Source organism: Myroides sp. C15-4 (genome assembly GCF_050522745.1).
Taxonomy (GTDB): Bacteria; Bacteroidota; Bacteroidia; order Flavobacteriales; family Flavobacteriaceae; genus Flavobacterium.
In genome coordinates this window covers 179,853-206,755 of the sequence record NZ_JBMVQX010000001.1, presented here as the reverse complement: position 1 = coordinate 206,755, position 26,903 = coordinate 179,853, and the positions used below count along the sequence as shown (strand labels likewise).

At 37.2% G+C, this 26,903-nt stretch carries 22 protein-coding genes; 16 read left to right on the top strand and 6 right to left on the bottom strand.

Annotated features, from left to right (window positions below):
* The first annotated feature begins 99 nt into the window (after positions 1-99).
* Positions 100-945, top strand: coding sequence for a hypothetical protein (locus ACPDHL_RS00980; RefSeq protein WP_430530941.1), 846 nt, complete (start codon positions 100-102; stop codon positions 943-945).
* 50 nt (positions 946-995) lie between these two features.
* Here ACPDHL_RS00980 and ACPDHL_RS00975 read toward each other — a convergent pair whose 3' ends face one another.
* Positions 996-2,345, bottom strand: a complete 1,350-nt coding sequence (locus ACPDHL_RS00975; protein WP_430530940.1) for a saccharopine dehydrogenase family protein — start codon at positions 2,343-2,345, stop codon at positions 996-998.
* Between the two features lie 234 nt (positions 2,346-2,579).
* Between ACPDHL_RS00975 and ACPDHL_RS00970 the strand changes: the two genes are divergently transcribed.
* Together ACPDHL_RS00970 and pckA are read left to right on the top strand one after the other, a co-directional pair.
* A complete protein-coding gene (locus ACPDHL_RS00970; RefSeq protein ID WP_430530939.1) occupies positions 2,580-2,978 on the top strand; it encodes a DUF423 domain-containing protein in 399 nt (132 codons plus the stop codon).
* Positions 2,979-3,045: 67 nt separating this feature from the next.
* Entirely contained in the window at positions 3,046-4,665 is a 1,620-nt protein-coding gene (pckA, locus tag ACPDHL_RS00965) for a phosphoenolpyruvate carboxykinase (ATP) (protein ID WP_430530938.1), read from the top strand.
* A gap of 450 nt (positions 4,666-5,115) precedes the next feature.
* On the opposite strand, the gene ACPDHL_RS00960 is transcribed toward pckA, so the two are convergent.
* Positions 5,116-5,859 (bottom strand): uroporphyrinogen-III synthase, encoded by a 744-nt coding sequence (locus ACPDHL_RS00960; protein ID WP_430530937.1) that lies wholly within the window; start codon positions 5,857-5,859, stop codon positions 5,116-5,118.
* A 14-nt stretch (positions 5,860-5,873) separates the two neighbouring features.
* Positions 5,874-6,545: a DUF4271 domain-containing protein gene (locus tag ACPDHL_RS00955; protein ID WP_430530936.1), complete on the bottom strand. Its 672-nt coding sequence runs from the start codon at positions 6,543-6,545 to the stop codon at positions 5,874-5,876.
* A gap of 103 nt (positions 6,546-6,648) precedes the next feature.
* Between ACPDHL_RS00955 and ACPDHL_RS00950 the strand changes: the two genes are divergently transcribed.
* Genes ACPDHL_RS00950 through ACPDHL_RS00940 form a run of 3 tightly spaced genes read left to right on the top strand, consistent with a single transcriptional unit; the run spans position 6,649 to position 9,152 of the window.
* The gene (locus tag ACPDHL_RS00950) at positions 6,649-7,368 is read left to right on the top strand and encodes a polyprenol monophosphomannose synthase (protein WP_430530935.1); all 720 of its coding nucleotides are present in this window, start codon (positions 6,649-6,651) and stop codon (positions 7,366-7,368) included.
* Positions 7,368-8,705, top strand: a complete 1,338-nt coding sequence (locus tag ACPDHL_RS00945; protein WP_430530934.1) for a dihydroorotase — start codon at positions 7,368-7,370, stop codon at positions 8,703-8,705. Before ACPDHL_RS00950 ends, ACPDHL_RS00945 begins: the two co-directional genes overlap by 1 nt.
* A gap of 12 nt (positions 8,706-8,717) precedes the next feature.
* Complete coding sequence (locus tag ACPDHL_RS00940; RefSeq protein WP_430530933.1) at positions 8,718-9,152, top strand: DUF4296 domain-containing protein; 435 nt, start codon at positions 8,718-8,720, stop codon at positions 9,150-9,152.
* A 127-nt stretch (positions 9,153-9,279) separates the two neighbouring features.
* Here the strand turns inward: ACPDHL_RS00940 and ACPDHL_RS00935 are convergent, their stop codons facing one another.
* Positions 9,280-10,278 carry an NAD-dependent epimerase/dehydratase family protein gene (locus ACPDHL_RS00935; RefSeq protein WP_430530932.1) on the bottom strand — a complete coding sequence of 333 codons (999 nt, stop codon included), beginning with the start codon at positions 10,276-10,278 and terminating at the stop codon, positions 9,280-9,282.
* Between the two features lie 182 nt (positions 10,279-10,460).
* Here ACPDHL_RS00935 and tyrS point away from each other — a divergent pair, with 182 nt between their 5' ends.
* The 4 genes from tyrS to ACPDHL_RS00915 all read left to right on the top strand — a co-directional run bounded on the left by tyrS (position 10,461) and on the right by ACPDHL_RS00915 (position 17,574).
* A complete protein-coding gene (gene tyrS, locus ACPDHL_RS00930) occupies positions 10,461-11,753 on the top strand; it encodes a tyrosine--tRNA ligase (RefSeq protein WP_430530931.1) in 1,293 nt (430 codons plus the stop codon).
* A 418-nt stretch (positions 11,754-12,171) separates the two neighbouring features.
* The gene (locus ACPDHL_RS00925) at positions 12,172-15,267 is read left to right on the top strand and encodes a SusC/RagA family TonB-linked outer membrane protein (RefSeq protein WP_430530930.1); all 3,096 of its coding nucleotides are present in this window, start codon (positions 12,172-12,174) and stop codon (positions 15,265-15,267) included.
* A gap of 4 nt (positions 15,268-15,271) precedes the next feature.
* A complete protein-coding gene (locus ACPDHL_RS00920) occupies positions 15,272-16,789 on the top strand; it encodes a RagB/SusD family nutrient uptake outer membrane protein (protein WP_430530929.1) in 1,518 nt (505 codons plus the stop codon).
* A gap of 125 nt (positions 16,790-16,914) precedes the next feature.
* Positions 16,915-17,574, top strand: a complete 660-nt coding sequence (locus ACPDHL_RS00915; RefSeq protein ID WP_430530928.1) for a response regulator transcription factor — start codon at positions 16,915-16,917, stop codon at positions 17,572-17,574.
* Between the two features lie 36 nt (positions 17,575-17,610).
* On the opposite strand, the gene yihA is transcribed toward ACPDHL_RS00915, so the two are convergent.
* Both yihA and ACPDHL_RS00905 read right to left on the bottom strand, forming a co-directional pair.
* Positions 17,611-18,231: a ribosome biogenesis GTP-binding protein YihA/YsxC gene (gene yihA, locus ACPDHL_RS00910; protein ID WP_430530927.1), complete on the bottom strand. Its 621-nt coding sequence runs from the start codon at positions 18,229-18,231 to the stop codon at positions 17,611-17,613.
* A gap of 4 nt (positions 18,232-18,235) precedes the next feature.
* Entirely contained in the window at positions 18,236-19,000 is a 765-nt protein-coding gene (locus ACPDHL_RS00905; RefSeq protein ID WP_430530926.1) for an alpha/beta fold hydrolase, read from the bottom strand.
* 1,501 nt (positions 19,001-20,501) lie between these two features.
* On the opposite strand from ACPDHL_RS00905, the gene mraZ reads away from it, so the two are divergent.
* From mraZ to mraY, 6 genes are read left to right on the top strand one after another with little or no spacing between them, the layout of a single operon-like run.
* Entirely contained in the window at positions 20,502-20,960 is a 459-nt protein-coding gene (gene mraZ / locus ACPDHL_RS00900) for a division/cell wall cluster transcriptional repressor MraZ (RefSeq protein WP_430530925.1), read from the top strand.
* Complete coding sequence (gene rsmH, locus ACPDHL_RS00895; protein ID WP_430530924.1) at positions 20,953-21,864, top strand: 16S rRNA (cytosine(1402)-N(4))-methyltransferase RsmH; 912 nt, start codon at positions 20,953-20,955, stop codon at positions 21,862-21,864. The genes mraZ and rsmH overlap by 8 nt, the downstream gene beginning before the upstream one ends.
* A complete protein-coding gene (locus tag ACPDHL_RS00890) occupies positions 21,861-22,220 on the top strand; it encodes an FtsL-like putative cell division protein (RefSeq protein ID WP_430530923.1) in 360 nt (119 codons plus the stop codon). Before rsmH ends, ACPDHL_RS00890 begins: the two co-directional genes overlap by 4 nt.
* Positions 22,211-24,223, top strand: a complete 2,013-nt coding sequence (locus ACPDHL_RS00885; RefSeq protein WP_430530922.1) for a penicillin-binding protein — start codon at positions 22,211-22,213, stop codon at positions 24,221-24,223. The genes ACPDHL_RS00890 and ACPDHL_RS00885 overlap by 10 nt, the downstream gene beginning before the upstream one ends.
* Complete coding sequence (locus ACPDHL_RS00880; RefSeq protein WP_430530921.1) at positions 24,220-25,674, top strand: UDP-N-acetylmuramoyl-L-alanyl-D-glutamate--2,6-diaminopimelate ligase; 1,455 nt, start codon at positions 24,220-24,222, stop codon at positions 25,672-25,674. The genes ACPDHL_RS00885 and ACPDHL_RS00880 overlap by 4 nt, the downstream gene beginning before the upstream one ends.
* Before the next feature lie 16 nt (positions 25,675-25,690).
* The gene (mraY, locus tag ACPDHL_RS00875; RefSeq protein WP_430530920.1) at positions 25,691-26,902 is read left to right on the top strand and encodes a phospho-N-acetylmuramoyl-pentapeptide-transferase; all 1,212 of its coding nucleotides are present in this window, start codon (positions 25,691-25,693) and stop codon (positions 26,900-26,902) included.
* Position 26,903 lies beyond the last annotated feature (1 nt).

Here is a 26,903-nt window from a genome sequence, read left to right as displayed (position 1 = left end):
GAAAAACAGTTGAAAAGAGGGAGGGAAAAAAGTTTATTTCCTGATTTATTTGATTACTTTCGATAAATTAACTTAAAAATTTATAGAACAGTCTAAACCATGAAAAAATTATTCCCTTACTTACTTTTTTTAGGTCTTATCTTCTGTACGGGGTGCAGTAAGGAAGAGTCTTCGCCATCCTCTTATACTAAAATAACAAAGGAAGAAAAAGAGTTATTAATAGGTAACTGGCAGTTGAGCCATTATTCGAATCGTGAAGGTGTGCAGTTTGATTTGATTCAAGAGGGTATTTTGATTCATTATGTTTTTACACAACATGGCACAGTAAACATTAGCAATGTGTCATCGAGACTCCTTCAATATACAGGTACTTCGCTTAGTATGACGAAAAGTGAGACATTGAATTACTTGTTCGATTATATCCCCCAATGGGATAAGGAAGCTCCTAAGAAAGAGCTTTTGTATTTTCGAAGCCCGTTTGATACAAGCCTTCCGCTTGATTTAGAAGTAACGCCACATCAATTGATCTTGAGACATGAAGAAGGAGATGTGTTTACATTTAGGCGTATGGATGCGGGTGAAGACTACCCTGTGGTTTCACAAGCAGATAAACTGTTAGTTGTTGGCCATTGGCAATTGAAGAGTATTAGGGCATTTAGTGGAGCGAAGCGATTTATCGAAGACAATGAACGATTGATCTATCATTTTACCTATGAAGATAAATTAGTTATTGAGAATAGATCAACAAACTTTGATGGTGTATTTGATCGTTTCCTAAAAGTAAACATTAGCGATTATGCTTATCGCTATGATTTTGCTTGGGAAAAAAGAGAAATACTCGATATAGCAGATTTAGGAGTTTATCGAGTGCAAGTAACGGATCAGGAACTTGTCTTGACGCAAACAGACGGGTATATCCTTAAATTTTTACGTGTAAACCAATAAGAAAAAAGGTCAAAAGCGCAGCTTTTGACCTTTTTGTATTTTAATAGATTTTAATAACCTTGGTATTCTACTTCGTTTTCGTCGAAAACGATACCGTTTTCTTCTAGTTCTTTTAGAATAGGAGCATATACTTCTTCCTCAATTGGCATTTGAACCCCTGGCGTGCTAATAATTCCTTTTAGAATTTTCAAAGCGGCAATAGCGAGTGGTAATCCAACGGTTTTTGCCATAGCAGTGTAGGTTTGATCATCGCCAATACAAATCATGGTAGAGTCAATTTGTTTTTTCTCTCCATTTAATTCGTAGCCAATTTTGTGGTACATAACGATCATGTCCTTGTCATCGGGAGCTAAAGTCCAGCTATCAGCCAATATTCGCTCTAGAATCTGAGCAGGCGTAGCATTTTTCAGGCCGATAATTTTATTGGGGTTGAAAAGATCTAATTCTAGTAATTTTTCCCAAGCAATATCATCTTGATCGATGTTTAATGCTAAGCGCAATTTTGTTTCCACTGTATCTGATGGGTGATAGGGAAGGTATAAATTGATAAATTCGCGGTAAGACATAGTCTCAGAATGGTCTATTACATACGTATCATCTGTAATGCCCAGTTCGGCGAATAAGTTCCAAGCTCTTGAATATCCAACACGGCGAATCGTTCCTCTAAAGATCGTTTTCGCGTCATCTAAACCGTAAACACTTTGGTATTTTAAAGAATCGCGGTTGGCATAAGCCTCAAATTTTCCATATCCTTTTACGTCTAAGAATTCAGTTCTTCTAAAAACCTTGTTGTAGGGAATGTATTTGTATTGTCCTTCTTGGATAAATTTAGCGGCTCCACCTTGTCCTGCAAGTACCACGTTACGAGGATTCCAAGTAAATTTATAGTTCCAAAGATTGGTATCTGATTCAGGAGCCATTAACCCACCACAAAAAGATTCGAAAGAAATTACTTTTCCTCCCTTTTCTTTTACTTCGTGGATGATTTTCATGGCACTCATGTGATCAATCCCTGGATCTAAGCCTACCTCATTCATGAAAACTAAATTGTTTGCTTTCACTTCTTCATCTAAAGCTGCCATAGCAGGACTGATATAAGATGCTGTGGCTAAGTGTTTTTTGAATTGTACACAATCTTTTGCCAATTCAATATGGAGAGCTGCTGGTAGCATTGAAATGACAATGTCTGATTGCTGAACCAAGGCTTGTCTTTGTTCTGTATTAAATAAATCAAACTCCTTTGCCGTAGCATTCGGATGTCCCATTGCTTTTTTCTCTGCTAGTGCTAAAGACAAGTCGCAGATGGTTAAATGAAGGTTTTCTGTCGTAGATTTTTCAAGTAAATACTTAATAAGTGAAGAGGCAGAACGGCCAGCGCCTACGATTAATATTTCTTTCATTATTTTGTTTTTGGTTGTTTTACGAGTTACGAAAGTAATGAAATATATAATCAAAGAGATAAATTATTTGCTAAAAAAAGTTTCGATACTTTGGGGGGATGCACTTGAATAAATTACAATTTACGATACAGAGGGACCGATAGTAAAGCGTTTAGAAGCAAGGGGTGTACATTTATTTTTCTAAAATCTTCTGCGTTATGTAGTGGATAATTTGTATCTTCGAGGGAAAAATAAATGGGACGAAAAATTATTATAACTGCAACATTATTAGGTGCTTTAGGTATTATTCTAGGTGCTTTTGGAGCACATGGATTGAAAAAGATTGTCAGCGAATCCGCGGTTGCTTCTTATGAAGTAGGCGTGCGTTATCAAATGTATCACGTCTTTTTCCTCTTGTTTGTTGGGCTTTCTACGTTCTTTTCTGATGTGGTGAAAAAGAGAATCTTTACGTTAACTTTGATTGGTGTATTGTTGTTTTCAGGATCAATTTACCTGTTAACCTTCAATGGTTTATCGGGATTTAACGTCAAGTTTTTAGGGCCAGTAACTCCTATTGGGGGTGTTTTTATGATTGCTGCGTGGATTTACGCTGCAATTCAGACCATTAAAACAGGAAAAAGTACGAAAAACTAGTTTTGTGTATCGTTATATTAAATTTATTTCTAAGTTTGCATATTAATTAAAAAGACAACATAACATAATGAAAATGGCTAATACGCAATCAATTTCACTTGAAAAATATGGTATTAAAGATGTTGTAGAGATTGTATATAATCCTTCCTACGATCTTTTATATAATGAAGAAATTAAGTCTGACCTGCAGGGTTTTGAAAAAGGACAAGTAACTGAATTAGGAGCTGTAAATGTTATGACAGGTGAGTTCACTGGTCGTTCTCCAAAAGATAAATACATCGTAAAAGACGCTGTGACTGAGCATACGGTTTGGTGGAACTCTCCAGAATCGCCGAATGACAATAAGCCAATTGACCAAAAAACGTGGGAAGCTTTAAAAGCAACTACTGCAACAGAGTTGTCAGGAAAAAAACTGTATGTTGTTGACGCTTTCTGTGGTGCGAATGAAAATACGCGTTTGAAAGTAAGATTCATTATGGAGGTAGCATGGCAAGCACATTTCGTAAAAAACATGTTCATTCGTCCAACAGAAGAGGAATTAGCGAACTTTGGTGAGCCTGATTTCGTAGTAATGAATGGTTCTAAAGCGACATTTAAAGATTATAAAGCATACGGATTAAATTCTGAAGTATATATCGCTTTCAACTTGACAGAGAAAATTCAGGTTATTGGAGGTACTTGGTACGGTGGTGAGATGAAAAAAGGGTTGTTCTCAATGATGAACTACTACCTGCCGTTACAAGGTATGGCTTCGATGCACTGTTCAGCTAACAAAGGAAAAGACGGCGATGTAGCTGTGTTTTTTGGCTTGTCAGGAACAGGAAAAACAACGCTATCCACAGATCCAAAACGCGAGTTAATTGGAGACGATGAGCACGGATGGGATGATCAAGGGGTGTTTAACTTTGAAGGGGGTTGTTATGCAAAAACAATCAACTTGAGCCAAGAAAACGAACCAGATATCTTTGGCGCAATCCGCAGAGATGCTTTATTAGAAAACGTAACCGTTGATGCAAATGGAGTAATCGATTTTAACGATGGATCTGTGACGCAAAATACACGTGTTTCTTATCCAATCGATCACATTGAAAATATTGTAAAACCGGTTTCTAAAGCAGGTCACGCAACAAAAGTAATCTTCTTAACTGCAGATGCTTTTGGAGTAATGCCACCAGTTTCAAAATTGACACCGGAACAAACGAAATATTACTTCTTATCTGGATTTACTGCTAAATTAGCGGGTACTGAAAGAGGAGTAACACAACCTGAGCCTACATTCTCTGCTTGTTTTGGTAAAGCATTCTTGTCTTTACATCCAACAAAATACGGAGAAGAATTGGTAAAGAAAATGGAAGAGCACAACGCTACCGCTTACATGGTTAACACGGGTTGGAATGGAACAGGAAAGCGTATCTCTATTAAAGATACACGTGCAATTATCGACCGCATCTTAGATGGTTCTATCGAGAAAGCAGAAACAACGATTGTTCCAATCTACAATTTCGCTGTACCAACAGCTTTAGAAGGTGTAGATACCAATATTCTTGATCCTCGTAATACTTATGCTGATGCTAAGGAGTGGGAAGACAAAGCAAAGAACTTAGCTGAGTTGTTCATCAAGAACTTTAATTTGTACACGAATAATGACGCAGGAAAAGCTTTAGTAGAAGCAGGACCTCAATTATAAAATAAAAAAAGGAAGCTTCATGGCTTCCTTTTTTTTTGGAAATGGGAGAATGGAGATTGGAAAAGGGTGAATGGAGATTGGAAAAGGGTGAATGGAGAGTGATAAGAATACTAAAATGGCTATAAAATTATTGAGCTAAATTGAAAAAAAAGGTTCGATCTGTTGAAACAGATCGAACCTTTTTTTTGATACTGCTAGTTATCAGTATGTAATTATGGGTATCTAATTATCGGTTAGCACCCTTTTATCTCACTAATTTTATATTGGTTTTGGTGTTCGATGAATATATCTCACCGAGCTTATATTTGTTTGGGAGTTCGATGAATCTACACTGCGTTTCGATTTTCACTGCGTTTCGATTTTCACTGCGTTCCGGTTTCCCATTTCCCATTTCTCATTTCCCATTTCTCATCACCAATAAAAACGGCTTCCGCAAGGAAGCCGTTTTTATTATTTATTTACTTTTTGAATGTATTTTTCAAGTGCCATGGTCATGGATGGAGCTTCTGGTGAAGGCGCCATAATATCCACGCGTAAATCGTGATCTAAGGCTTCTTTTTGAGTTGTTGTACCAAATACAGCAATACGTGTATTATCTTGGGTGAAATCAGGGAAATTCATGAATAATGATTTAATTCCCGTTGGACTAAAGAACGCTAAAACATCGTATTTTACATCTGCTAAATCTGATAGATCACTCATTACAGTTCTGTAAAATGTTCCAGGTGTCCAATCCACTTTTAATTCTCCTAAAATGGTTGGAACTTCGGCGTTTAATTGATCCGAAGCAGATAGTAAGAATTTTTCGTCTTTGTATTTCTTAATCAAAGGAGCTAAATCAGCGAAGTCTTTTTGCCCAACATAGATTTTTCTTTTGCGGTACACGACATATTTCTGTAAATAAAAAGCAATTGCTTCTGATTGGCAGAAGTACTTAAGGGTTTCAGGTACTTTATAGCGCATTTCTTCAGCAACACGGAAGAAATGATCTACCGAGTTTCTACTGGTTAAAATAACGGCTGTAAAGTTGTTTAAATCGATCTTTTGTTGTCTTACATCCTTAGCCGGTACACCTTCTACGTGTATAAAAGGCCTAAAATCAATTTTTACTTTATACTTTTGTTCGATCTCAAAGTATGGAGAGTTTTCTACTTTAGGTTCTGGCTGAGAAACCAAAATTGTTTTCACTTTCATAGTTTAATTCTTATTTAGGCTCTAAAGTTTTTAAATGCAAAGTATATTATAAAATAAGGAGCTATTTCAAGGGTGCAAAGATACAAAATAAAATAGAACAACTTATTTAATATCGTTTTTCGATTGTTTTTTATAAAAATAACGTATAAACTAAGATTTGTTAAGATTAACGTAATTCCTGTTAGACTAATAATCATTTGATTGACTATATCGTTGTAAAATAAGAGCAGGTCAATGCCCAATAGATACATACCAATGTAATTTCGATAGGTTGCTTTTTGCAAATTAAAATGATCTACAAAGTCTTCAATACCAAAAGTAATTCCAATAATCTTATCGATAAGGTATTTGCTAATGACAAAAAAACAAGTAAAATTGAGAATTTGAATAAAGGACAAAAAACTATAATGTTCGATATATCCGAAAGTCTTTGCCACAATTTGCAAAAAGAAAGTAATCGACAAAAGCTGAATCGTCAAAAAAGACAGGGTAAAACTATTTCGCAGGTTGGTATTGTCTTTGTAAATTTTTAGGTATTTATCTGAAATAGCTAAGCGTGTGAATTCAGCAAATCGAATACTAAAAATAGTTCGGTTTATGGCAATGATAGAAAAGCCCACGAAAAATAGTAGGGTAGCCCAATCCTTATTGGTTACAATTCTTTCAGTTAGTAGTAGATTGTCCATATCATTTGCAAAATTAGCAAAAAAATGTATTTGTCGGACTTTGTTAATTATTTAAGGGATAACTTTCTATAAAAAGGTTATTTTTGTATCCAAAGTAAAGACAATGAATGCAGGACTAGTTATTATTCCTACCTATAATGAGATTGAAAATATAGCGCAAATAATTGAGGCTGTGTTCGAATTGCCCGAGTGTTTTCACGTGCTTATTGTGGATGATAACTCGCCTGATGGTACAGCAGCTGTTGTAGAGCAGCTACAAGAGCAGTACGATAATCTACACCTTTTAAAGCGCAAAGGAAAAGATGGATTAGGCACAGCTTATGTCGATGGATTTAAATGGGCATTGGCTCGTGATTATGCGTATATTTTTGAAATGGACGCTGATTTCTCACACAATCCCCATGATCTAAGTCGGTTATTAGCGAGCTGTCAGGCCAATGGAGGTATGGTTGTGGGGTCGAGATATGTTACAGGTGTAAATGTGGTCAATTGGCCTTTAAATCGCGTACTCTTGTCTTATGGTGCCTCTATTTACGTGCGTTGGATCACGCGTATGCCGATCAAAGATACTACTGCGGGCTTTGTTTGTTATACAAAAGAAGTGCTAGAGCGCATTGACCTCGATCGAATTCGATTTGTTGGCTATGCCTTTCAAATTGAAATGAAGTATCGCGTCTATGTCAAGAAATTTCCCATCACTGAGGTTCCTATTATTTTTACTGATCGAACAAGAGGAGAATCAAAAATGTCCAAAGGCATTATCAAAGAAGCTATCTTTGGTGTGATGAGCTTGAAAATTAGAAAACTACTAAACAAACTATAATGAGCAACTACTTAATTAAAAATGGAAGCCTAGTCAATGAAGGAATTGTCAAAAAAGGAGATATTCTAATTCAAGACGGAAAAATTGCACGCATTGCCGATGTGATTGAAGCTGCGGAAGGAATGCAATGTATCGATGCAACAGGAAAATACGTACTTCCTGGTATGATCGACGATCAAGTGCACTTCCGCGAACCTGGATTGACACATAAAGGCGATATAGAATCTGAATCAAGAGCTGCTGTCGCAGGGGGGATTACGTCATTTATTGAGCAACCGAATACTGTTCCCAATGCTGTGACGCAAGAATTGCTCGAACAAAAATATGAAATTGCAGCGTCTAAATCATACGCGAATTACTCGTTTATGATGGGGGGAACCAACGATAACTTAGCCGAATTGTTGAAAACTAATCCGCGCAATGTAGCGGGAATTAAATTGTTTTTAGGTTCCTCAACTGGAAATATGTTAGTGGATCGTCAGGATGTTTTAGAGAAAATATTTTCTAGTACATCGATGTTGATTGCCGTACACGCAGAAGACGAAGGTACGATTCAAGCTAATTTACAACAGCATAAAGAAAAATACGGAGAAGATATTCCCGTACAATGCCACCCAATTATTCGAAGTGAAGAAGCCTGTTATTTATCTTCTTCTAAAGCGATAGAATTGGCAAAAAAAACAGGGGCTCGTCTGCATGTATTCCACGTGTCAACAGGAAAGGAGACTGCATTATTTCGCAATGATATCCCGTTAAAAGACAAGAAAATCACAGCAGAAGTTTGTGTACACCATTTATGGTTTACGGATAAGGATTATGACACCAAAGGAAATTTTATCAAATGGAATCCTGCGGTTAAAACAGAACAAGACAGAGAAATGTTATGGGAAGCGTTATTAGATGGTCGTATTGACGTCATTGCAACGGATCACGCGCCCCATACAAAAGAGGAGAAATCAAAGGCGTATGGACAAGCTCCATCCGGAGGACCGTTAGTTCAACATGCTTTAGTGTCGCTATTTGAGGCTAAAAAACAAGGTCGAATTACCGTAGAGCAAATTGTTGAAAAAACAGCACATAATCCTGCAATTCTCTTCCAAATCGAAAAAAGAGGTTTTTTAAAAGAAGGTTATCACGCCGATATTGTGTTGATTGATCCAGCGAATAGTTGGGAAGTGAATGCTTCAAATATTTTGTATAAATGTGGATGGTCTCCATTTGAAGGAGAAACATTTTCTTCTAAAGTAACCCATACCTTTGTCAATGGTTGTTTAGTCTATGAGAATGAAGTAGTACAAGATATTCGTTGCGGACAAAGAATGCTTTTTGAACGTTAGTAGTACCAAAAAATGAAAAATATACTAGTTGCTTTTTTTGCCGTTATTTTGTTGTCTGCATGTCAGGACAAGATCGCAAAACCCAGTCCGTTTATTGATGAATCAAAAATGGAAGATATGCTGTATGATGTGACGCTGCTATACGGTGCACAGAATACGAATTCCTTCGTTATTGATACAGTACAACCGGTACAGATGGCCGATATTTTTAAAAAATACGAGATTGACAGTTTGGCTTTTGTTGAGAATAGCCGCTATTATATCGCCTTAAAAAAGAATGTGTATTACAATATGCAGACACGAGTGCTGGAGCGATTGAAAAAAGAGCAGTCACGCCTGGATACGATTGTGGGCAAGCAAGATATGTTAAAGAAAGAAAAAATGAGTGAGCCCATAACGGATTCCCTAACAGATTCCCTGAAAAAAGGAGAGGTGACTCAGCCATAACGCCTGCATAGTTGAAAAAACACACAGCTAGAAAAAAAGGGTAAAAAAGAGACTGGAGCGTCAACAATACGTTCTATTTTATGGAAGGAAGTTTTCCATGAATAAAAAAAATATAAATAGATAAAAACTACGGTAAGTTTTTGCTGATAACTGCTAAAAAATGATTGTAGGGTGAAAATTGAAAGGATAGTGTTTCTTCAATTTTTGATGAATCATATACAAAAGTAGAAAGAGAGGCTTTCGCGATTGCTCGTGTAAAGCTTCTTTTTTTGCCAGTAATTAAAGAAACAAAGGCATCTAATCGCCAAGCAAGGGATAGTCCGATGCGGTTGACTTTAAAGTGGGCGGGTTTTTTTTGTAATAAAGTTGCAATTTCTCCTAGTAATTCTCGATTCGTTACGTTTGCTGCAACGAGAAGGTAACGCTCATTTTTAGTTGGGTTTTGCATCAATTGATACATACAAGATACAACATCTTCTACGGCTACGATTGCCGTAATCCCATCTGTATAGAAGGGAAGTCCACGATTTACCTTGTTAACTAGTTCACTGCTGCCTTCGTTGGTAAAACCACGTCCAAAGATTACGCCTGGATTGACAATTACGGCTGATAATCCTTCTTGTGTACCACGCCAAACTTCCATTTCTGCGCCAAATTTACTCAAGGCATAATCGCTGTGGTATAGCTCGGGATTCCATTCTGTTTTTTCTGTAATGGGAATTGAAGGGGTTAAGGGTTCTCCTAAAGTGGCGATTGAGCTGACATGGCATAGTTTTTTTATGCCAAAAGTCAAACTTAGATTCACAATATTAGCAGTGCCTTCAATATTGGTCTTGCGCAGTTTTTTCTCGTCTTTTGGATCAAAGGAGACAAGAGCTGCACAGTGATACACCTGGGTTATTCCAATAAAAGCTTCTTCGAGGGCAGGAAGATCTAAAATATCAGCTTCTTGCCAGTGAATACGATCAAATAAATCACGAGCATTGTGTAGTTCAAAGATATGTTTGGTTCTAGCAATACGCGAGGCATCTCGATAGATTGCACGCACATATTGCTCCTCCTCTTGAAGAAGATGTAAAAGAAGGTAGCTTCCTACTAAGCCTGTGGCACCTGTAATCAGTATCATAATAAACAAATGTAAAGGTTATGTTTTAGATAGTGAAAGAATAGGAGTAAAAGTTTTAAAGTAACGCCCGTATTTTCAATGTATTGTTTTGAAGAGTTTGAAAGCAATAAAAATGCAGATGTGGCAAAAAAAAGTTCTAATCACGCAAGGAATTGAACTATCTTTGCATAAAATATAATTAAATGAAAAATTTTATTGAAGAAGTGACTTGGAGAGGAATGCTCCACGACGTTATGCCAGGCACTGAAGAACATTTGTTGGAGCAGATGCGTGCAGCGTATGTGGGAATTGACCCAACAGCGGATTCATTGCATATTGGACATTTAGTAGGTGTAATGCTTTTAAAGCATTTTCAGTTGGCAGGACATAAACCAATTGCTTTAATTGGTGGAGCTACTGGAATGGTAGGAGACCCTTCAGGGAAATCAAATGAGCGTAATCTATTGTCAGAAGAAGCATTGCGTCACAATCAACAGGCGATTAAAGCACAATTAGAGCGTTTTTTAGATTTTAATTCTGGTGCTGAAAATGCAGCAGAACTAGTGAATAACTATGATTGGATGAAAGACTTTTCATTCTTAGAATTCATTAGAACCGTAGGAAAACACATTACTGTTAACTATATGATGGCGAAGGATTCTGTAAAGAAACGCCTAAATGGTGAATTCCAAGATGGAATGTCTTTTACTGAATTTTGTTATCAATTGTTGCAAGGATATGACTTCTTGCACCTGTTCCAAGCCAAGAATGTAACCCTGCAAATGGGAGGTTCAGATCAATGGGGAAATATTACAACGGGAACGGAATTAATTCGTCGTACGATTAGTGAAAAAGCCTATGCGTTGACTTGTCCATTAATTACAAAAGCTGACGGAACAAAATTTGGTAAATCCGAAGGAGGAAATATTTGGCTATCGGCTGAATATACGTCCCCTTATAAGTTTTACCAATACTGGGTAAACGTATCAGATGCAGATGCAGAAAAGTACATCAAGATCTTTACCTTTATCGGTCGTGAAGAAATCGAAACACTCGTAAAAGAACACCTAGAAGCACCTCATTTACGCGTATTGCAAAAGCGATTAGCAGAGGAGGTAACAACGATGGTGCACGGTACAGAAAATTTAGAAAACGCAATTAAAGCGTCTGGAATCTTGTTTGGAAATTCTTCTGCTGATGATTTGAAACAATTGGATGCGAAAACATTTCTAGAGGTTTTTGATGGAGTGCCACAAGCCGAAGTAGCGAAAGCCGATGTTGAAGCAGGATTGCCAATCATTGAAGCTTTAGCTGCAAAAAGTGGTTTTATGCCATCGAATGGAGAGGCTCGTCGTTCACTTCAAGCGAATTCTATTGCTGTTAATAGAGAAAAAGTGACCGAAGAGTATGTGATTACCACAGCTGATTTGATTAATAATCAATTTATTCTCTTACAAAAAGGAAAAAAGAATTACTTTATATTAGATGTAAAGTAGTTAAAATCAATATAGTAAATTAAAAAAGGTTATCTCAATCCAACTGAGATAACCTTTTTTAGTTAAATCTACCATATACATGGTATTTACTCCTATATAGGGAGTCCTTATCTTTGTCCTATCAAAATAAAATGATACTTGCCTTGATGCTAACGCTTTTGTGAGTAGTTGAGGTTAAAATCTAAAACAATAACATTATGCAGTCAATAGTTTTTTTACCTAAAATGACTTCTTCTTTTTCTTATGGTCTACCTGGAGTTTCTTCTTCCGTGACGATGAAGTGCTGCATGGGTTTGTGTTGTATCTAGCACATCTTCATTTCGAGGGCTTCAAGTTGAGTAGGCCTAAATCTTTTTAATTATAACATTTTTTTATTAATGTATTGATGAATACTATTCATCAAGCAAAGGGACAATTTATGCAAAAAATTTTACAAATTGTTTTTGTACTGGTAGGGGTTTATCAGCTACAAGCACAAGAAATTACGCTAAAAGGTACAGTTTCTGATGTTGGAGGAAATCTACCTGGGGTAAGTGTAATCGTAGAAGAAACAGGTAAAGGGGTAGCGACCGATTTTGATGGACATTATGCCATCAAAGTAGAGCCAAACCAAACCGTTGCCTTCTCTTTTATTGGTTACGTAACGAAAAGAGTAAAAGTGTCCAATCAAACGGAAATCAATATTTACTTAGAGGCGACGGCCGAAAACTTAGAAGAAGTTATTATTCAGGTGCCCTATGGTACAGCGAATAAAAAAACGTATACAGGATCAGTTGGATTAGTTAGCGCTAAAACCATTGGACAGTCTCAAGTGAGCAACGTTTCAAGAGTTTTAGAAGGCTCGGTAGCAGGGGTTCAATCGTTTGCAGCAAGTGGACAACCTGGTTCGGAAGCGGAAATACGCATCCGTGGGATTGGTTCAATTAATGCCGACAGTAAACCTTTATATGTAGTAGATGGAGTTCCTTATGAAGGAGGTCTATCTGCTATTGCTCCGGCAGATATAGAATCTATTTCCGTATTAAAAGATGCAACAGCTGCTACATTATACGGATCTAGAGCAGCAAATGGGGTGATTATCATTACCACCAAAAAAGGGTTGAAAAATCAAGAGCCTCAAATTGAAATATCCGCAAAATACGGAACGTCAAGTCGAGCGCGTAGTGATTATAAAACCTTGGGAACCAATCAATACATGGAATTGTATTGGGAAGCACTTCGCAACGGTCATATGGACCAAACAGGTGCTAGTTGGGATGCTGCAGGGCAGTATGCAACAGCCAATTTAGTTAATGAATTGGGAATTAATCCGTATGGATTGAATAATCCACAACCTGTTGGTACAGACGGAAAGTTACGCGCTGGTTTACAACCGTTGTGGAATGACAATTGGACGGATGCATTATCCCAATCGGCTAATTATACGGATATTAATGTACGTGTATCAGGAGGTGGAGAAAAATCGAAATACTATGTGTCAGGAGGGTTCTTGAACAATCAAGGGTATATCAAAGAATCGGGGTTTAAACGTTTTAATTTCCGTTCAAACCTTGTCGTGGATGCGAAAGATTGGTTGGAGCTAGGACTGAACGCTTCTGCTTCACATGCTATTCAAGATTATCCAAAACAGGACGATAGTGCCATTGGAAACGTAATCGGCTTTGGACGTAACATGCCATCGTTTTATCCAATTTATGAACGCGATCTAACAACAGGGGCATATCTAGTAGATCCTGTAACAGGAAATCGAATCTATGACTTTGGAACCTACAGAGCGAGTTCATATGCTCGCCACAACTTAGTAGCGACTCTACCCTTAGACAAAGCAGAGAACAAATTTGATATTGCTACTGTACGCACCTATGCACAAGTGAAGTTTTTGGACAATTTGAAGTGGAAAACATCGGTGAATATTGATTACAACAGTGAATATAAACACAATGTAACAAATCCAGAAATCGGACCATCGAGCTCAACTGGGGGAGGAGTAAGTATGCGAAATACACGTACGGTAAGTATGACCTACAATAACGTGTTGAATTATGATCTGGATTTAGATGATAAAAATAGCTTGACCTTTATGGGCGGACAAGAGTATTACCACTTTAAGTCAAACTATTTTGGAGGAGCAAGAGAGCAATTAGCAATGATGGGGTATGAACAGGCGGATGCGGCTTCTCGATTAGTTGATTTCTATGGAAAAGCGGATGAGTATAAAATGTTGAGTTTCTTCGGAAATGCGCAATATTCGTATGATAAGAAGTATTATCTATCAGCTTCTTATCGTGCAGATGGATCGTCTCGTTTTGCAAAGGCAAAACGTTGGGGTGGATTCTGGTCTGTAGGGGCTTCATGGAGAATTATAGATGAAGACTTTATGCAGAACTATCGCAATACGTGGTTGAATGAGCTCGTATTCCGTGCAAGTTATGGGGCACAAGGAAATGATAAAGTAGGATATTACGCGTATCAAGAGTTATACGATATCTACAACAATTTAGGAAACCCTGGTTTAGTTGCCTCTCGTTTAGAAACGCCTGAATTGAGCTGGGAATCAAATATGAACATGAATATCGGTTTTGACTTTGCAGTTTTAGACAACCGTTTAAGTGGTACAGTGGAGTATTTTGAACGCTCTTCTAAAGATTTGTTATTCAGTAAATCAATTGCTCCTTCTTTAGGCTTTACCTCCATCTTAGAAAATGTGGGGAAAATTAAAAATTACGGAGTGGAGCTTTCATTAGAAGGATATCCTATTCGAACAACAGATTGGCAATGGAAGTTGGGCTTGAATATCACTACCTATAAAAATAAAATTGTTTCTCTTCCTTCTGATGAAATGTTCTCTGGAACAAAGCGATGGGCAAAAGGAGGTTCGTTATATGACTTTTATTTACAAGAATGGGCTGGACCAAACCCAGAAACGGGAAGACCTCAATGGTATGGTACAGATGTCAACGGAAATCGCTATATCACCGAAAATTATGGTGATTTAGATGATCAGGATAAAGTGAAGGCTGGAAATTCTTTGCCTAAGTTTTCTGGAGGTTTCCTAACAGATTTGACGTATAAAAATTGGCAAGTAATTGCTAATTTCTCTTACAATATTGGAGGTAAGATTTACAATGGAGATAAAACGAGTTTGATGAGTAACGAGCCAGGAGGAGGAACATGGAGTGTGGATATGTTAGATCGTTGGACACCCGAAAATCCAAATGCAAATGTAGGTCGATTAACTACTGCCGATGCAGGAAGATGGACGTACTCCTCTGATCGTTTCTTAGTTGATCGTTCGTTCCTGAAATTAAAAACACTTTCTCTTGCGTATAATTTTCCACAAGAGTGGCTAGATAAAGTGAATATCGGACAAGCTTCGTTATACTTACAAGCAGAAAATTTATTCACTTGGACCAAACAACAAGGATTAGATCCAGAACAAAACTTCGATGGTACAACCTACTATCGTTATCCCGCAATGAAAACCATTTCAGTGGGGGTAAACTTAAAATTATAAACAGATGAAAAGATATATTACCTATACTAAAGTTTTTGTTTTACTAGTTGCTTTAGGATTGACTTCTTGTGAATTAGATACTTCACCAACGGATGCAATCGAAAAAAAGGAAGTCTTTAAAACAGTATCAGGGAGTGAAAAGGTATTAAACGGAAGTTGGGGACAACTGATGGAAACGTTCTATACGTATGCAAATCCTGGATTTGGTTCTTTTTTACGCACCAGTGATGCCATGGGGAATGATGTGGTATACCAAACCAATAAATATGGATTTGGTTCACATTACCAATTCAATGCTTTGTATGGAAAAGGGGGAACGAATACCCACAGCTGGAATTTGACCTATAAGACCATTAATAATATGAATAATATTTTGGCTTATATTGATGATTCACAAGGGGATGGTGGCGATCGTAGACGAATTAAAGGACAAGCTTATGCGCTAAGAGGATTTATGTATCTGCACTTGGCCTCTTCCTATGCCTTTGCTATCGATAAGGATCCCAATGCTTTAACAGCGCCAATTTACCTACAACCAACGACAGCAAAGTCACAGCCAGGTAAACGAGCAACTGTAACAGAGCTTTATAATCAAGCCCTGAAAGATTTGGAAGAAGCCTTAGTGCTAATTCCTGAGGGATATGCACGTGATCAGAAATTCCAAATTGATCATAACGTAGTCTTGGGCTTACTATCTAGAGGGAATTTATATGCGAGAAATTGGGATAAAGCAAAAGAGTATTCCGATCGTCTCTTAGCTAAAAATGATTATTTAATGAATGAAGTAGAGTATAAAGCAGGATTTAATGATGCCAATAATCGCGAATGGATTTGGGGACATCTGCAAACACCTGATCAAAGCTCTGCCTCGTATCAGTTCCACTATTTAGATGTGACGTCTAAAGATAGTTACTACTATAGTTTTAATGCAGATCCTTATTTTAAAGATCTTTTTGACGAGGGAGATTATAGAAAATCGATGATTAATTGGGCGCCAGATCCAAGTGCTGATATCGAGAAAACAGGTGTGGTTTGGATGCGTTATGCTAAGTTCAAATTCAAAGCAGGACAGATTGCTGATATTGTGTTGATGCGTACTTCAGAAATTTACCTAATTAATGCAGAAGCAAAAGCGCGACTACAGGATGGAGATGCTATCAATAAATTAAACGAAGTAAAACGCGCTCGAAATGCGGTCTTAGCTAGTAATTTATCAGGAAATGAATTGCTGGAAGCAATCTGGTTGGAAAGAAGAAAAGAGTTGTTTGGCGAAGGATTTAGCTTAGTGGATATCGTTAGAAATCAAAAAGCCGTGGTTCGCAAAAAATACGAACACGATAAAATAGAATATTCCTATGTGGTAAAAGATGAAGAAGGAAAGGAAATAACGAAAACGAAACTAATGACAGCAAATGGTCATTATGCGTTGAACTTTCCAGATAAAAGTCCTTTTGTATCGAATAGTCCATACTATTTGTATCAAATACCAAATGTGGAAGTAAGAGAGAATCCAAATCTGTAAGAGTGAGTGGTTCATTAGTTGTTTATTTTATTCAATCAGTAATGGTGGAAAAGGCTGTCTCATCGACAGCCTTTTCTGTTTATTCCTGAGATTATTTCCTTAATTTTGTACGATAAAGGTAAGTTATGATGCACATTGCTATTTTAGAAGAAAAAGAATTGGTTCGTTTAGGCATCAAAACGATAGCAGAACAGGTGTGCCCTGAGGAAATTGTATGGTATGATCTGCAAACAGTACAAGATATCCGTCTCTTTTTAAAGAAAAACAGTACAGGCTATGTCTTTTTTAATCCAACGACCTACCACCTTTTGCAACAGGTTGATGTTATTTATGAATTGAAAATCGACTATGAACGAAGTACCTGGGTCATGTGGTTAGAAGAATTACCCGAAGTGTGGTTGAAAAAAATACTGCAAGTGAAATCGGTGAATGGATTTAATATGGTCCAACAAAGAAATACCATTCAGGAGTTAAAAAACGCTTTGGCTCTCATTTGTAAAAAAGACCATTATATAGCGCCTTGTGTACAAGAAGTTCTCGCTTCATATAAGACAACTGCATTTAAGGTAGATCAAATTTTGACTAATGCAGAACGAGAAATTTTAAAGGAGATTGCCACAGGAAAAATGACAAAGGAAATTGCAGCCGATCGCAATATTAGTATACATACGGTGATTACACACCGAAAGAATATCTTTAAAAAACTAGAGGTTAACAGTGTACATGATGCTACGCGTTATGCTATACGAGCGGGTATTATTACAGTAAACGATTACTATATTTAGAAACAAAAAAAACTGCCTGGGCAGTTTTTTTTTGTTTTATATCGGTAATGGATTTTTGAAGATGTCTTGATTGATTTCATCAATATAAGCCAATACTTCATCTCGACCTGTTTTGTCTTCTGAAGACGTGACGAAATAAGGGGGCATTTCTTCCCAAAGTCCATTTAATAATTGCTTCTCGTAAGCAGCAACTAATTGGTGTATTTTGGTTTTACCTACCTTATCCGCTTTGGTGAAGATAATAGCAAAGGGAATACCCGTTTCACCTAAATACTCCATGAACTCCAAATCAATTTTTTGAGCTTCATGTCGAATGTCAATTAAAACAAAAGCAGAAACTAATTGTTGGCGTTTTTCAAAGTATTCCGTAATGAATTTTTGGAAAACACTTTTCGTCTTTTTCGATACTTTAGCGTACCCATATCCAGGTAAATCGACTAAAAACCAATTCGAATTGATTTTAAAGTGATTAATCAATTGCGTTTTTCCTGGTCTAGAGGATGTTTTGGCTAAGTTTTTTGAATTGGTAAGCATGTTGATTAGGGAAGATTTTCCAACGTTGGATCTCCCGATAAAAGCATACTCTGGTAAAGGCTCATTCGGGCACTTACTTACTTCAGAGTTACTCATTACAAATGCTGCAGTATTTATTTTCATTGTTTTATATGTTGCGTTCGTTGAACCATTTATTTAATAGTTCATTGAATTCGTCTGGGTGTTCCATCATGGCTGCATGCCCACATTTATCGATCCAATATAGATCAGAGTCAGGTAGTAATTCGTGAAATTCAACCGCAACTTCAGGTGGAGTTACTTTGTCATTTCTTCCCCAAATTAAACAAGTAGGAACATTTATTTTTGGTAAGTCTTTGGACATATTATGTCGAATTGCACTTTTTGCAATAGTCAAAGTCTTAATCAGCTTCATGCGATCATTTACTGTGGCAAAAACGTCGTCCACAATTTCTTTGGTTGCTACAGCAGGATCATAAAATACGTCTTCTGCTTTTTTTCGAATGTATTCGTAGTCTCCGCGCTTTGGATAACTATCACCCATAGCACTCTCGTATAGTCCTGAACTGCCAGTCAGCACCATAGCTTGTAGATGTTTCGGATACATTTTAGCAAAGTACAAAGCGATATGTCCTCCTAGTGAATTACCTAAAATAATAGCATCTTTATAACCAATACGTTCAATAAAGTCTTTGACAAACTTGGCAAAGGCTTTTACATTTGTTTTTAAAATGCTGTTGGTATATAAAGGCAATTCAGGAATAACAACTTTGTAACCTTTTTGCGGAAAGTAATTGGCAACCCCATCGAAATTACTAAGACCTCCCATTAATCCATGTAAGATGATAATTGGTGTTCCTTCACCAACTTCCACATATCGGAATTTACCGTCTTCTTTTAAAGTTCGCTCCATTAGCTCTTACTTGCGATTTTTAAATTCTTACAAATATACATTTTTAATAGAGACATTTATTGTAATAAAAGGATAAAATCGAATAGGGTGTGAAAAATATCAGAATAATTAAGCTGTTGCATTTTACAGTGTTTCTATTCAACGAAATAATGGTTAGGGAATGCACTGAATCTGTTGTGCTATAAGGAAGTTGCGTCTATTGCCTATGCAAATAGCGCAAAGGTATGGTGAAGTGAAATAAAAGGGAAGAAGGAGGAATGATTTGTTCATTTTAGAGTTTTTCTAACAATCTTTCTTTTTTTACTTGCCCGTTGGAAGAGTAAAAAAAAAAAAAGAGGTATTTGTTACAGGAAAATAAGAGTTAATTATGTCTCCCCTATAAGGAGATTTTAAGGCAATAGCTCCAATGAGATGACGAATATAAGGTACGAAGCGAAGTAATAAAATTGTTCTGATAGGCATTTGGTCGATAATCGTTAAACATGTACAAAGTTGTTCACATCAGAGAAGCACGGCATAATTTATGGATGTAAATTGCGCCAAACGAAGGAGTCGTGATTCCTGTTTTGTCTTGGATTTTAACCTAGGTGATAAAAGAGTGAATAGAGCGAGGTTAGTATGATTTAATTGAAGTATCGTTCAGGTTCGTATACCATGTCCAACGTACTTCATTGGAGTAATAAGCTGCTTTCTACTTATTTTTTTCTAGCAAAGACGGTTTCAAACTTTTGGATTGTATCAAGTATTTGATATTTAGAACATGCGTTTTGCGATGAGTTACCAAAAAAGAAGCCGTTCAAAGGTTAAGAGGACAGTCCTTCGTATAATTTTAATTAACACTTTGAATGTTTATTTAGTTTATACCTATTGGTTGTTTGAAGGCTCTTTGAATAGAAATAGGGAGGAATTTGATGTGCTCCTTTCTCCTGTGTTACAAGGGGGGATACAGTTCTTTTTTTTTCTTCAGAGGATAAAAAAAGTTGTTAAATCAGGTATCAGAAAGGAGGATGGTCTAAAGTAGCCGTTTTGTAGTCAAAACAGAAGATATGCTGCGGTGTCTTAGAGGGGTGTTTAAGAGGTGATGGGTTTTTGTTGAGCTGTAGGATAACGGTTGATACGTGTCTTTTTTAGGTAGAATAGGGCAGGTGAACACGAAAAAAGGCAGGGTTTTCAGCAAGTGAATTTTGCTTTTCTTTTGTGATTTATAGTTGTTTTAAAAAAGGAATAAAAAAATTGTTTTTGTGTGTTAAATGTGTCTTTTAAGTTAAAAGTATGGTAATTAATAAATAGAGGGAGTTGGTGAAAATGAAACATCACTTTTGGTGATAAGTGAGTTCAAATCAACTAGTTTGATCAAAAAATGCGAGGTTTTGGAGGGGGTAATCGCTGATTGAGGTCAGTAAATACGGTATATTTAGAAAACTTATCAACAAAGTGGGTAAAAGTGGGTAAAAGTGGTAAAAAAATAATTACATTTGCTAAGTATACATAAAATTAAATTTTGACGTCAATTATCGGTACATATGAATGTAAAGTCGATACCAAAGGTAGGGTATTGGTGCCTGCTTCTCTGAAGAAGCAGTTGCCTGCTATTGCCGATGGTTTTGTGCTGAAGCGATCGGTATTTGAAACATGTTTAGAATTGTGGCCAATGGCTGAGTGGGAGAAGATGATGGTGAAGATCAATAAGTTAAATCCCTTTGATAAAAAAGTAGATACGTTCATCCGTGCTTTTATGGCAGGGGTTAAGAAAGTTGATATTGATGATGCAGGTCGTTTGCTAATAGCAAAGGATCTGTTGCAGTTTGGTAGCATTACAAAAGAAATTGTAATGGCATCGAAAGTAAATATCGTAGAAATATGGGATAAAGACCTGTATGAAGCTACTTTAGAACCAGATGATTTTGACTTTGGCGCATTGGCACAAGAAGTAATGAGTAATATAAGTTTTGATGACTAACGATTTATACGCATATCATAGACCTGTTTTATTAACAGAAACGGTGGATGGATTGAATATTCGTCCAGATGGTGTTTATGTTGATGTGACTTTTGGAGGAGGAGGGCACTCACGAGAAATATTGAGCCGCCTAGGAGAAAATGGAAAATTATTTGCTTTTGATCAGGATGATGATGCAGTGAAAAATGCAATTGATGATCCTCGATTTGTTTTGATCAATCAAAATTTTAGATACTTAAAACGCTACTTGAGATTTTATGGAGTACGTGAAGTAGATGGAATACTGGGAGACTTGGGAGTTTCTTCTCATCAGTTTGATGTAGCAGAACGCGGATTCTCTACTCGTTTTGATGGCGAGCTTGATATGCGAATGAACCAAAATGGGGAAATGTCAGCGTATCACGTAGTAAACGACTACGAAGAAAAAGATTTGAGGTATGTACTTAGTGTATACGGAGAATTAAAAAATGCAGGATCTATGGCTTTTGCTATTGTAAAAGCAAGACAAGAGGGAGAAATAAAAAATACAGATCAGCTGAAACAAGTGCTATCTCGTTTTTTACCCGCACATAAAAGTGCTAAAATATTAGCACAAGTATATCAAGCAATTCGCATTGAAGTAAATCAAGAGATTGAGGTGCTGAAAGAATTGTTGGAACAAAGTGTTGAGGTGCTAAAAGAAGGAGGGCGATTAAGTGTGATTTCGTATCACTCGCTCGAAGATCGATTAGTGAAACGCTTTATGAAGAATGGGATGTTTGAAGGAGAGCCAGAGCGCGACATGTTTGGACGATTTGAAGTGCCGTTGAAACAATTGGGAAAATTAATTGTACCAACGGATGAAGAAATAGCAGTAAATAACCGAGCTCGATCAGCAAAGTTGAGAGTTGCAGAGAAAAAATGAAAAAAACAATAGCAAGTCCCGTAGATATAATAAAGGCAAAGATTCTTGTGAACGAGAATTCAGCGAGAACTTGGGGTTTTATTATATATGTGATTGTGTTGGGTATGATTTTGATTGGAAATACACAGCGATACGAATCGAAAGTGTTTAAAATTGGAAAACTAACACATGAGGTGAAAATGCTACGTGCTGAGTTTGTGGCAACGCGTTCAGAATTAATGGAACTGAAAATGGAGTCAACAATCACACGAAAATTAGAGGAAGAAGGAATTTATCCTTCCGAAACACCTCCACAAAAGATAAAGGTGTTAAAGGAGGAAGAAAATAAAACAGTGTGGAATAAGCTATGGCCCTAGGTAACAAAAATATTTACATCAATATTTATGTCGTCACTGCGATCGTGTTACTACTAGCAGGAGGGGTGGTTTATCGGTTACTGTTAATTCAGGGAGTAGAAGGAAGTGAACTTCGACAAAAAGCGCGAAGTGAAAATCGAGTGAAGGAGGAAGTAATAGAAGCCAATAGAGGAAATGTTTATTCTGCTGATGGAAGCTTATTAGCGACCTCAGTACCGGTCTTTGAAATACGTTTTGACGGGGTAGCACCCAAACAAGAAGTTTTTGAAAAGGAAGTAAAGCCTTTAGCTGATTCGTTGGCTGTGATGTTTAATAAATCTAGCGGACATTACGAGAGTATGTTGCGCAAAGGAAGAGCATCCAAAAGCAGGTATATTCTAATCGCTCGAAATTTGAGCTATGTCGAATATGTGCGAATTAAAAATTTCCCTCTATTTAAAAGAGGAGGGAATGGCGGTGGTTTTATCTCCTCTCAAAAGACAGTTCGCCAGCATCCTATCGGAAGAATTGCGAAGCGTACCATTGGTTACGAACGCAAGAATGAAGATGGAACATTCGGAAGAGTGGGAATTGAGGGGGCTTTTACAGATTACCTCAGTGGATTTGATGGCAAACGAAAAATGCAAAGCTTGGCAAAGAATCAATGGAAACCCATTAACGATGAAAATGAAATTGAACCGATTGATGGAAAAGATGTTATCTCGACCATTGATGTATACATTCAGGATATTGCGCATCATGCTTTGTTACAGTCACTAGATAAATACAGTGCCGACCACGGTTGTGTGATTGTGATGGAAACAAAAACGGGAGCAATTCGCGCGATTTCAAACTTAGGTAGAGATCCACAAACAGGAGCTTACTATGAAACGGTTAACTATGCAGTAGGAGAAAAGCACGAACCGGGATCTACCTTTAAAATTGCATCGCTATTAGCGCTGTTAGAAAAAAAACAAGTGGATACCGCTCGTGTATATGATACGAATAACGGGATGGTTCGCTTTTACAACGCAAGGGTCCGAGATTCCAAACACGGAGGCTATGGGAAAATTTCGTTGGCAAGAGGAATCGAAGTTTCATCCAATACAGTGATTACACAAGCTGTTGATGAGGCGTTTAAAAGCGATCCCAAAGTGTTTACGGATTATTTAGGTGCTTTGTGGATGGATAAACCACTAGGATTAAAAATAAAAGGAGAAGCAACACCCTATATTCCTAAACCAGGACAAAAAGGATGGAGTGGACTAGCGTTGCCTTGGATGGCTTTTGGATATGGATTATCCGTAACGCCTTTGCAAACGCTTACCTTATATAATGCTGTAGCAAATAATGGAGAAATGGTAAAACCTTATTTCGTTTCTGAGATCAAAGAATTTGATCAAACGATAGAGAAATTTGATAAGGTAGTGCTGAATCCGCAAATCGCATCGCCAGAGGTAATCGCTCAAGTACAAGCTATTTTGGCGAATACGGTAAAGAAAGGAACAGGGAGAAAATTGTACTCAGCGAACTTTTCAATGGCGGGGAAAACGGGAACTGCACAGGTGAATTATGGTAAGGGAAAAGGATATGATTCAGATATGTATTATTCCTCTTCGTTTGCAGGGTATTTTCCAGCAGATAACCCAAAGTATTCTTGTATTGTGGTGATTCACAAGCCAGATCGATCCAAGAGTTATTATGGAGCAGATGTAGCAGGACCCGTATTTAAACGTATTGCACAGAAGATTTATACGGATGTGCCAACGACAAAAGAACTAAGAGAATCGAATGAGGTACCTGAAAGTATTGCATCGAGTTACCAATCTTTTACAGTTCAAAACCAGTCGAGAGAATTGGTTATGCCAGACGTGAAAGGAATGCAAGTGATGGACGCCTTGCCTTTACTAGAAAACTTGGGATTAAAAGTACAAGTAAAAGGGGTAGGAAAAGTTAAAACACAGTCCATTGTTGCAGGACAAAAAATAAATAAGAATCAAAAAATAGTTTTAGAACTATCGTGAAAAAGATAAAAGACATATTATACAAAGTAGAGATACAGTCTATTGTTGGATCAACAGATACAACCATAGACCATTTGGCTTTTGACTCCCGTCAAGTAAAGTCAAATACTCTATTTATTGCCATTGTAGGAGAGGTAGCGGACGGACATACCTATATCCAACAAGCAATCGAGAAAGGAGCAACGGCTGTTGTATGTCAAGAATTGCCAGGTGAATTGGTCACTGGCGTAGTGTATGCTGTGGTAGAGGATAGCAATAGAGCATTAGCGGTAATTGCTGCTAATTTCTATGAGAATCCCTCGCATAAATTAAAACTAGTGGGCGTAACAGGAACCAATGGTAAAACGACCATCGCCACCTTGTTATATACCCTATTTACCAATTTGGGCTACAAAGTAGGATTGCTTTCAACAGTTAACATCCGAATAGGGGAAACTATTTATGAAACGTCACATACTACTCCAGATTCAATAACTATTAATGCGTATTTGAATCAAATGGCGGAAGAAGGTTGTGAATTTTGTTTCATGGAAGTGAGCTCTCATGGGGTGATTCAACATCGTACGTTTGGTCTTCAATTTGCTGGGGGAATATTTACCAATTTGACCCATGACCATTTGGATTACCACAAAACGTTCGCTGCATATCGCGACGCCAAAAAAATGTTCTTTGATCAATTGAAAAAAGCAAGTTTCGCTTTAACTAATATTGATGATAAGAATGGACCAATTATGGTTCAAAATACGCAAGCTAAGGTTTGTTCGTATGCCTTAAAAAATATGGCAGATTACAAAGGACAGATCTTGGAAAGTCAGTTTTCGGGCATGTTGATGAAAATCAATCAGCAAGAATTATGGGTACAACTGATTGGGGCATTCAATGCGTACAATTTATTGGCAGTATTGGGTACAGCAGTAGAGCTGGGTGTCCCGATGGAAGAAGCTTTGGTACAGTTGAGTAAATTGACTAGTGTAGAAGGGCGTTTTCAATACATTGTTTCGTCTAAAAACGTAACAGCAATTGTAGATTACGCACATACACCAGATGCTTTAGCGAATGTAATTGATACCATTAACAGCATTCGTACCAACAACGAACAACTGATTACAGTTGTAGGCTGTGGAGGGAATAGAGATAAAACAAAACGCCCAGAAATGGGGAAAATAGCTTCTGATTTAAGTAATAAAGTGATTTTTACATCAGATAACCCTCGATTTGAAGAGCCTGCAGCCATATTGGAGGATATTGAAGCAGGTGTTGAACCACAACACAAGATGAAAACAGTGGTGGTTGAAGATCGAAAACAGGCTATTAAGTTAGCGTGTCAACAAGCAACTGCTGGTGATATTATTTTGATCGCAGGAAAGGGACACGAAACATATCAAGAGATAAAAGGAGTAAGAAGTCATTTTAGTGACTTGGAAATAGTAAAGGAGTTTTTAGAACTATAGAAAAAGAAAAACAATTATGTTGTATTACGTATTTCAATACTTAGAAAGTTTATTCAAAATACCCGGAGCAGGTGTGTTTCAGTACATTACGTTTCGTTCGGGTATGGCGATGATCTTCTCGTTGTTGATCTCGATTATTTATGGAAAGCGCATTATTAAGCGTTTGAGAACTATGCAAATCGGAGAAACAGTTCGAGAACTAGGTTTAGAAGGACAAAAAGAAAAGGCAGGAACTCCTACCATGGGGGGAATCATTATTATTATAGCAACACTAATCCCCGTATTATTGTTTGCAAAACTTGATAATATCTATGTACTCCTGCTTATTTTGACAACAGTATGGATGGGGATTATAGGGTTCTTAGACGACTATATTAAAGTATTTAAAAAAGATAAAGAAGGATTGAAAGGCCGATTTAAAGTAATTGGTCAAGTGGGATTAGGACTTATCGTTGGAGCAGTCTTGTATTTTAGTCCAGCGGTGACCGTTCGCGAAGTACCAGCCAAACACATGTTAAGTGAGGTTGCTGTAAGTCAGTATGACGTGAAATCAACCGCTACAACAATTCCTTTTTTCAAGAATAATGAATTTGATTACAGTATGTTAATCAGCTGGATGGGAGAAGGAGCAGCAGACTATGCTTGGTTGATCTTTATTCCCATTGTGATTTTCATCGTAACAGCAGTCTCAAACGGGGCAAATTTAACGGATGGGATTGACGGTTTAGCCGCAGGAACTTCTGCTATTTCTACCTTTGTGTTGGGTATTTTTGCCTTTATATCTGGGAACGTGATATTTGCGAATTATCTTGATATCATGTATATCCCACATTCAGGAGAAATGACGGTTTTTGTCTCCGCATTCATTGGAGCGCTGATTGGATTTTTGTGGTATAATACCTATCCTGCTCAAGTGTTTATGGGAGATACGGGTAGTTTAACTATTGGGGGAATTATCGCTGTATTGGCTATTGCCGTGCGAAAAGAATTATTGATACCCGTATTGTGTGCTGTGTTTTTTGCAGAAACACTATCCGTGGTACTGCAAGTAAGTTATTTCAAATACACCAAAAATAAATACGGAGAGGGAAGACGTATATTTTTAATGTCGCCTTTGCATCACCATTTTCAGAAGAAAGGGTATCATGAAAGTAAAATCGTGACTCGTTTTTGGATTATTGCGATTCTGTTGGGTGTATTTTGTGTGATTTCATTAAAACTGAGATAAT

Coding starts and splice junctions, on each gene's coding strand:
- ACPDHL_RS00980 (WP_430530941.1), top strand. CDS start 100: ATGAAAAAATTATTCCCTTACTTACTTTTTTTAGGTCTTATCTTCTGT.
- ACPDHL_RS00975 (WP_430530940.1), bottom strand. CDS start 2,345: ATGAAAGAAATATTAATCGTAGGCGCTGGCCGTTCTGCCTCTTCACTT.
- ACPDHL_RS00970 (WP_430530939.1), top strand. CDS start 2,580: ATGGGACGAAAAATTATTATAACTGCAACATTATTAGGTGCTTTAGGT.
- pckA (WP_430530938.1), top strand. CDS start 3,046: ATGAAAATGGCTAATACGCAATCAATTTCACTTGAAAAATATGGTATT.
- ACPDHL_RS00960 (WP_430530937.1), bottom strand. CDS start 5,859: ATGAAAGTGAAAACAATTTTGGTTTCTCAGCCAGAACCTAAAGTAGAA.
- ACPDHL_RS00955 (WP_430530936.1), bottom strand. CDS start 6,545: ATGGACAATCTACTACTAACTGAAAGAATTGTAACCAATAAGGATTGG.
- ACPDHL_RS00950 (WP_430530935.1), top strand. CDS start 6,649: ATGAATGCAGGACTAGTTATTATTCCTACCTATAATGAGATTGAAAAT.
- ACPDHL_RS00945 (WP_430530934.1), top strand. CDS start 7,368: ATGAGCAACTACTTAATTAAAAATGGAAGCCTAGTCAATGAAGGAATT.
- ACPDHL_RS00940 (WP_430530933.1), top strand. CDS start 8,718: ATGAAAAATATACTAGTTGCTTTTTTTGCCGTTATTTTGTTGTCTGCA.
- ACPDHL_RS00935 (WP_430530932.1), bottom strand. CDS start 10,278: ATGATACTGATTACAGGTGCCACAGGCTTAGTAGGAAGCTACCTTCTT.
- tyrS (WP_430530931.1), top strand. CDS start 10,461: ATGAAAAATTTTATTGAAGAAGTGACTTGGAGAGGAATGCTCCACGAC.
- ACPDHL_RS00925 (WP_430530930.1), top strand. CDS start 12,172: ATGCAAAAAATTTTACAAATTGTTTTTGTACTGGTAGGGGTTTATCAG.
- ACPDHL_RS00920 (WP_430530929.1), top strand. CDS start 15,272: ATGAAAAGATATATTACCTATACTAAAGTTTTTGTTTTACTAGTTGCT.
- ACPDHL_RS00915 (WP_430530928.1), top strand. CDS start 16,915: ATGATGCACATTGCTATTTTAGAAGAAAAAGAATTGGTTCGTTTAGGC.
- yihA (WP_430530927.1), bottom strand. CDS start 18,231: ATGAAAATAAATACTGCAGCATTTGTAATGAGTAACTCTGAAGTAAGT.
- ACPDHL_RS00905 (WP_430530926.1), bottom strand. CDS start 19,000: ATGGAGCGAACTTTAAAAGAAGACGGTAAATTCCGATATGTGGAAGTT.
- rsmH (WP_430530924.1), top strand. CDS start 20,953: ATGACTAACGATTTATACGCATATCATAGACCTGTTTTATTAACAGAA.
- ACPDHL_RS00890 (WP_430530923.1), top strand. CDS start 21,861: ATGAAAAAAACAATAGCAAGTCCCGTAGATATAATAAAGGCAAAGATT.
- ACPDHL_RS00885 (WP_430530922.1), top strand. CDS start 22,211: ATGGCCCTAGGTAACAAAAATATTTACATCAATATTTATGTCGTCACT.
- mraY (WP_430530920.1), top strand. CDS start 25,691: ATGTTGTATTACGTATTTCAATACTTAGAAAGTTTATTCAAAATACCC.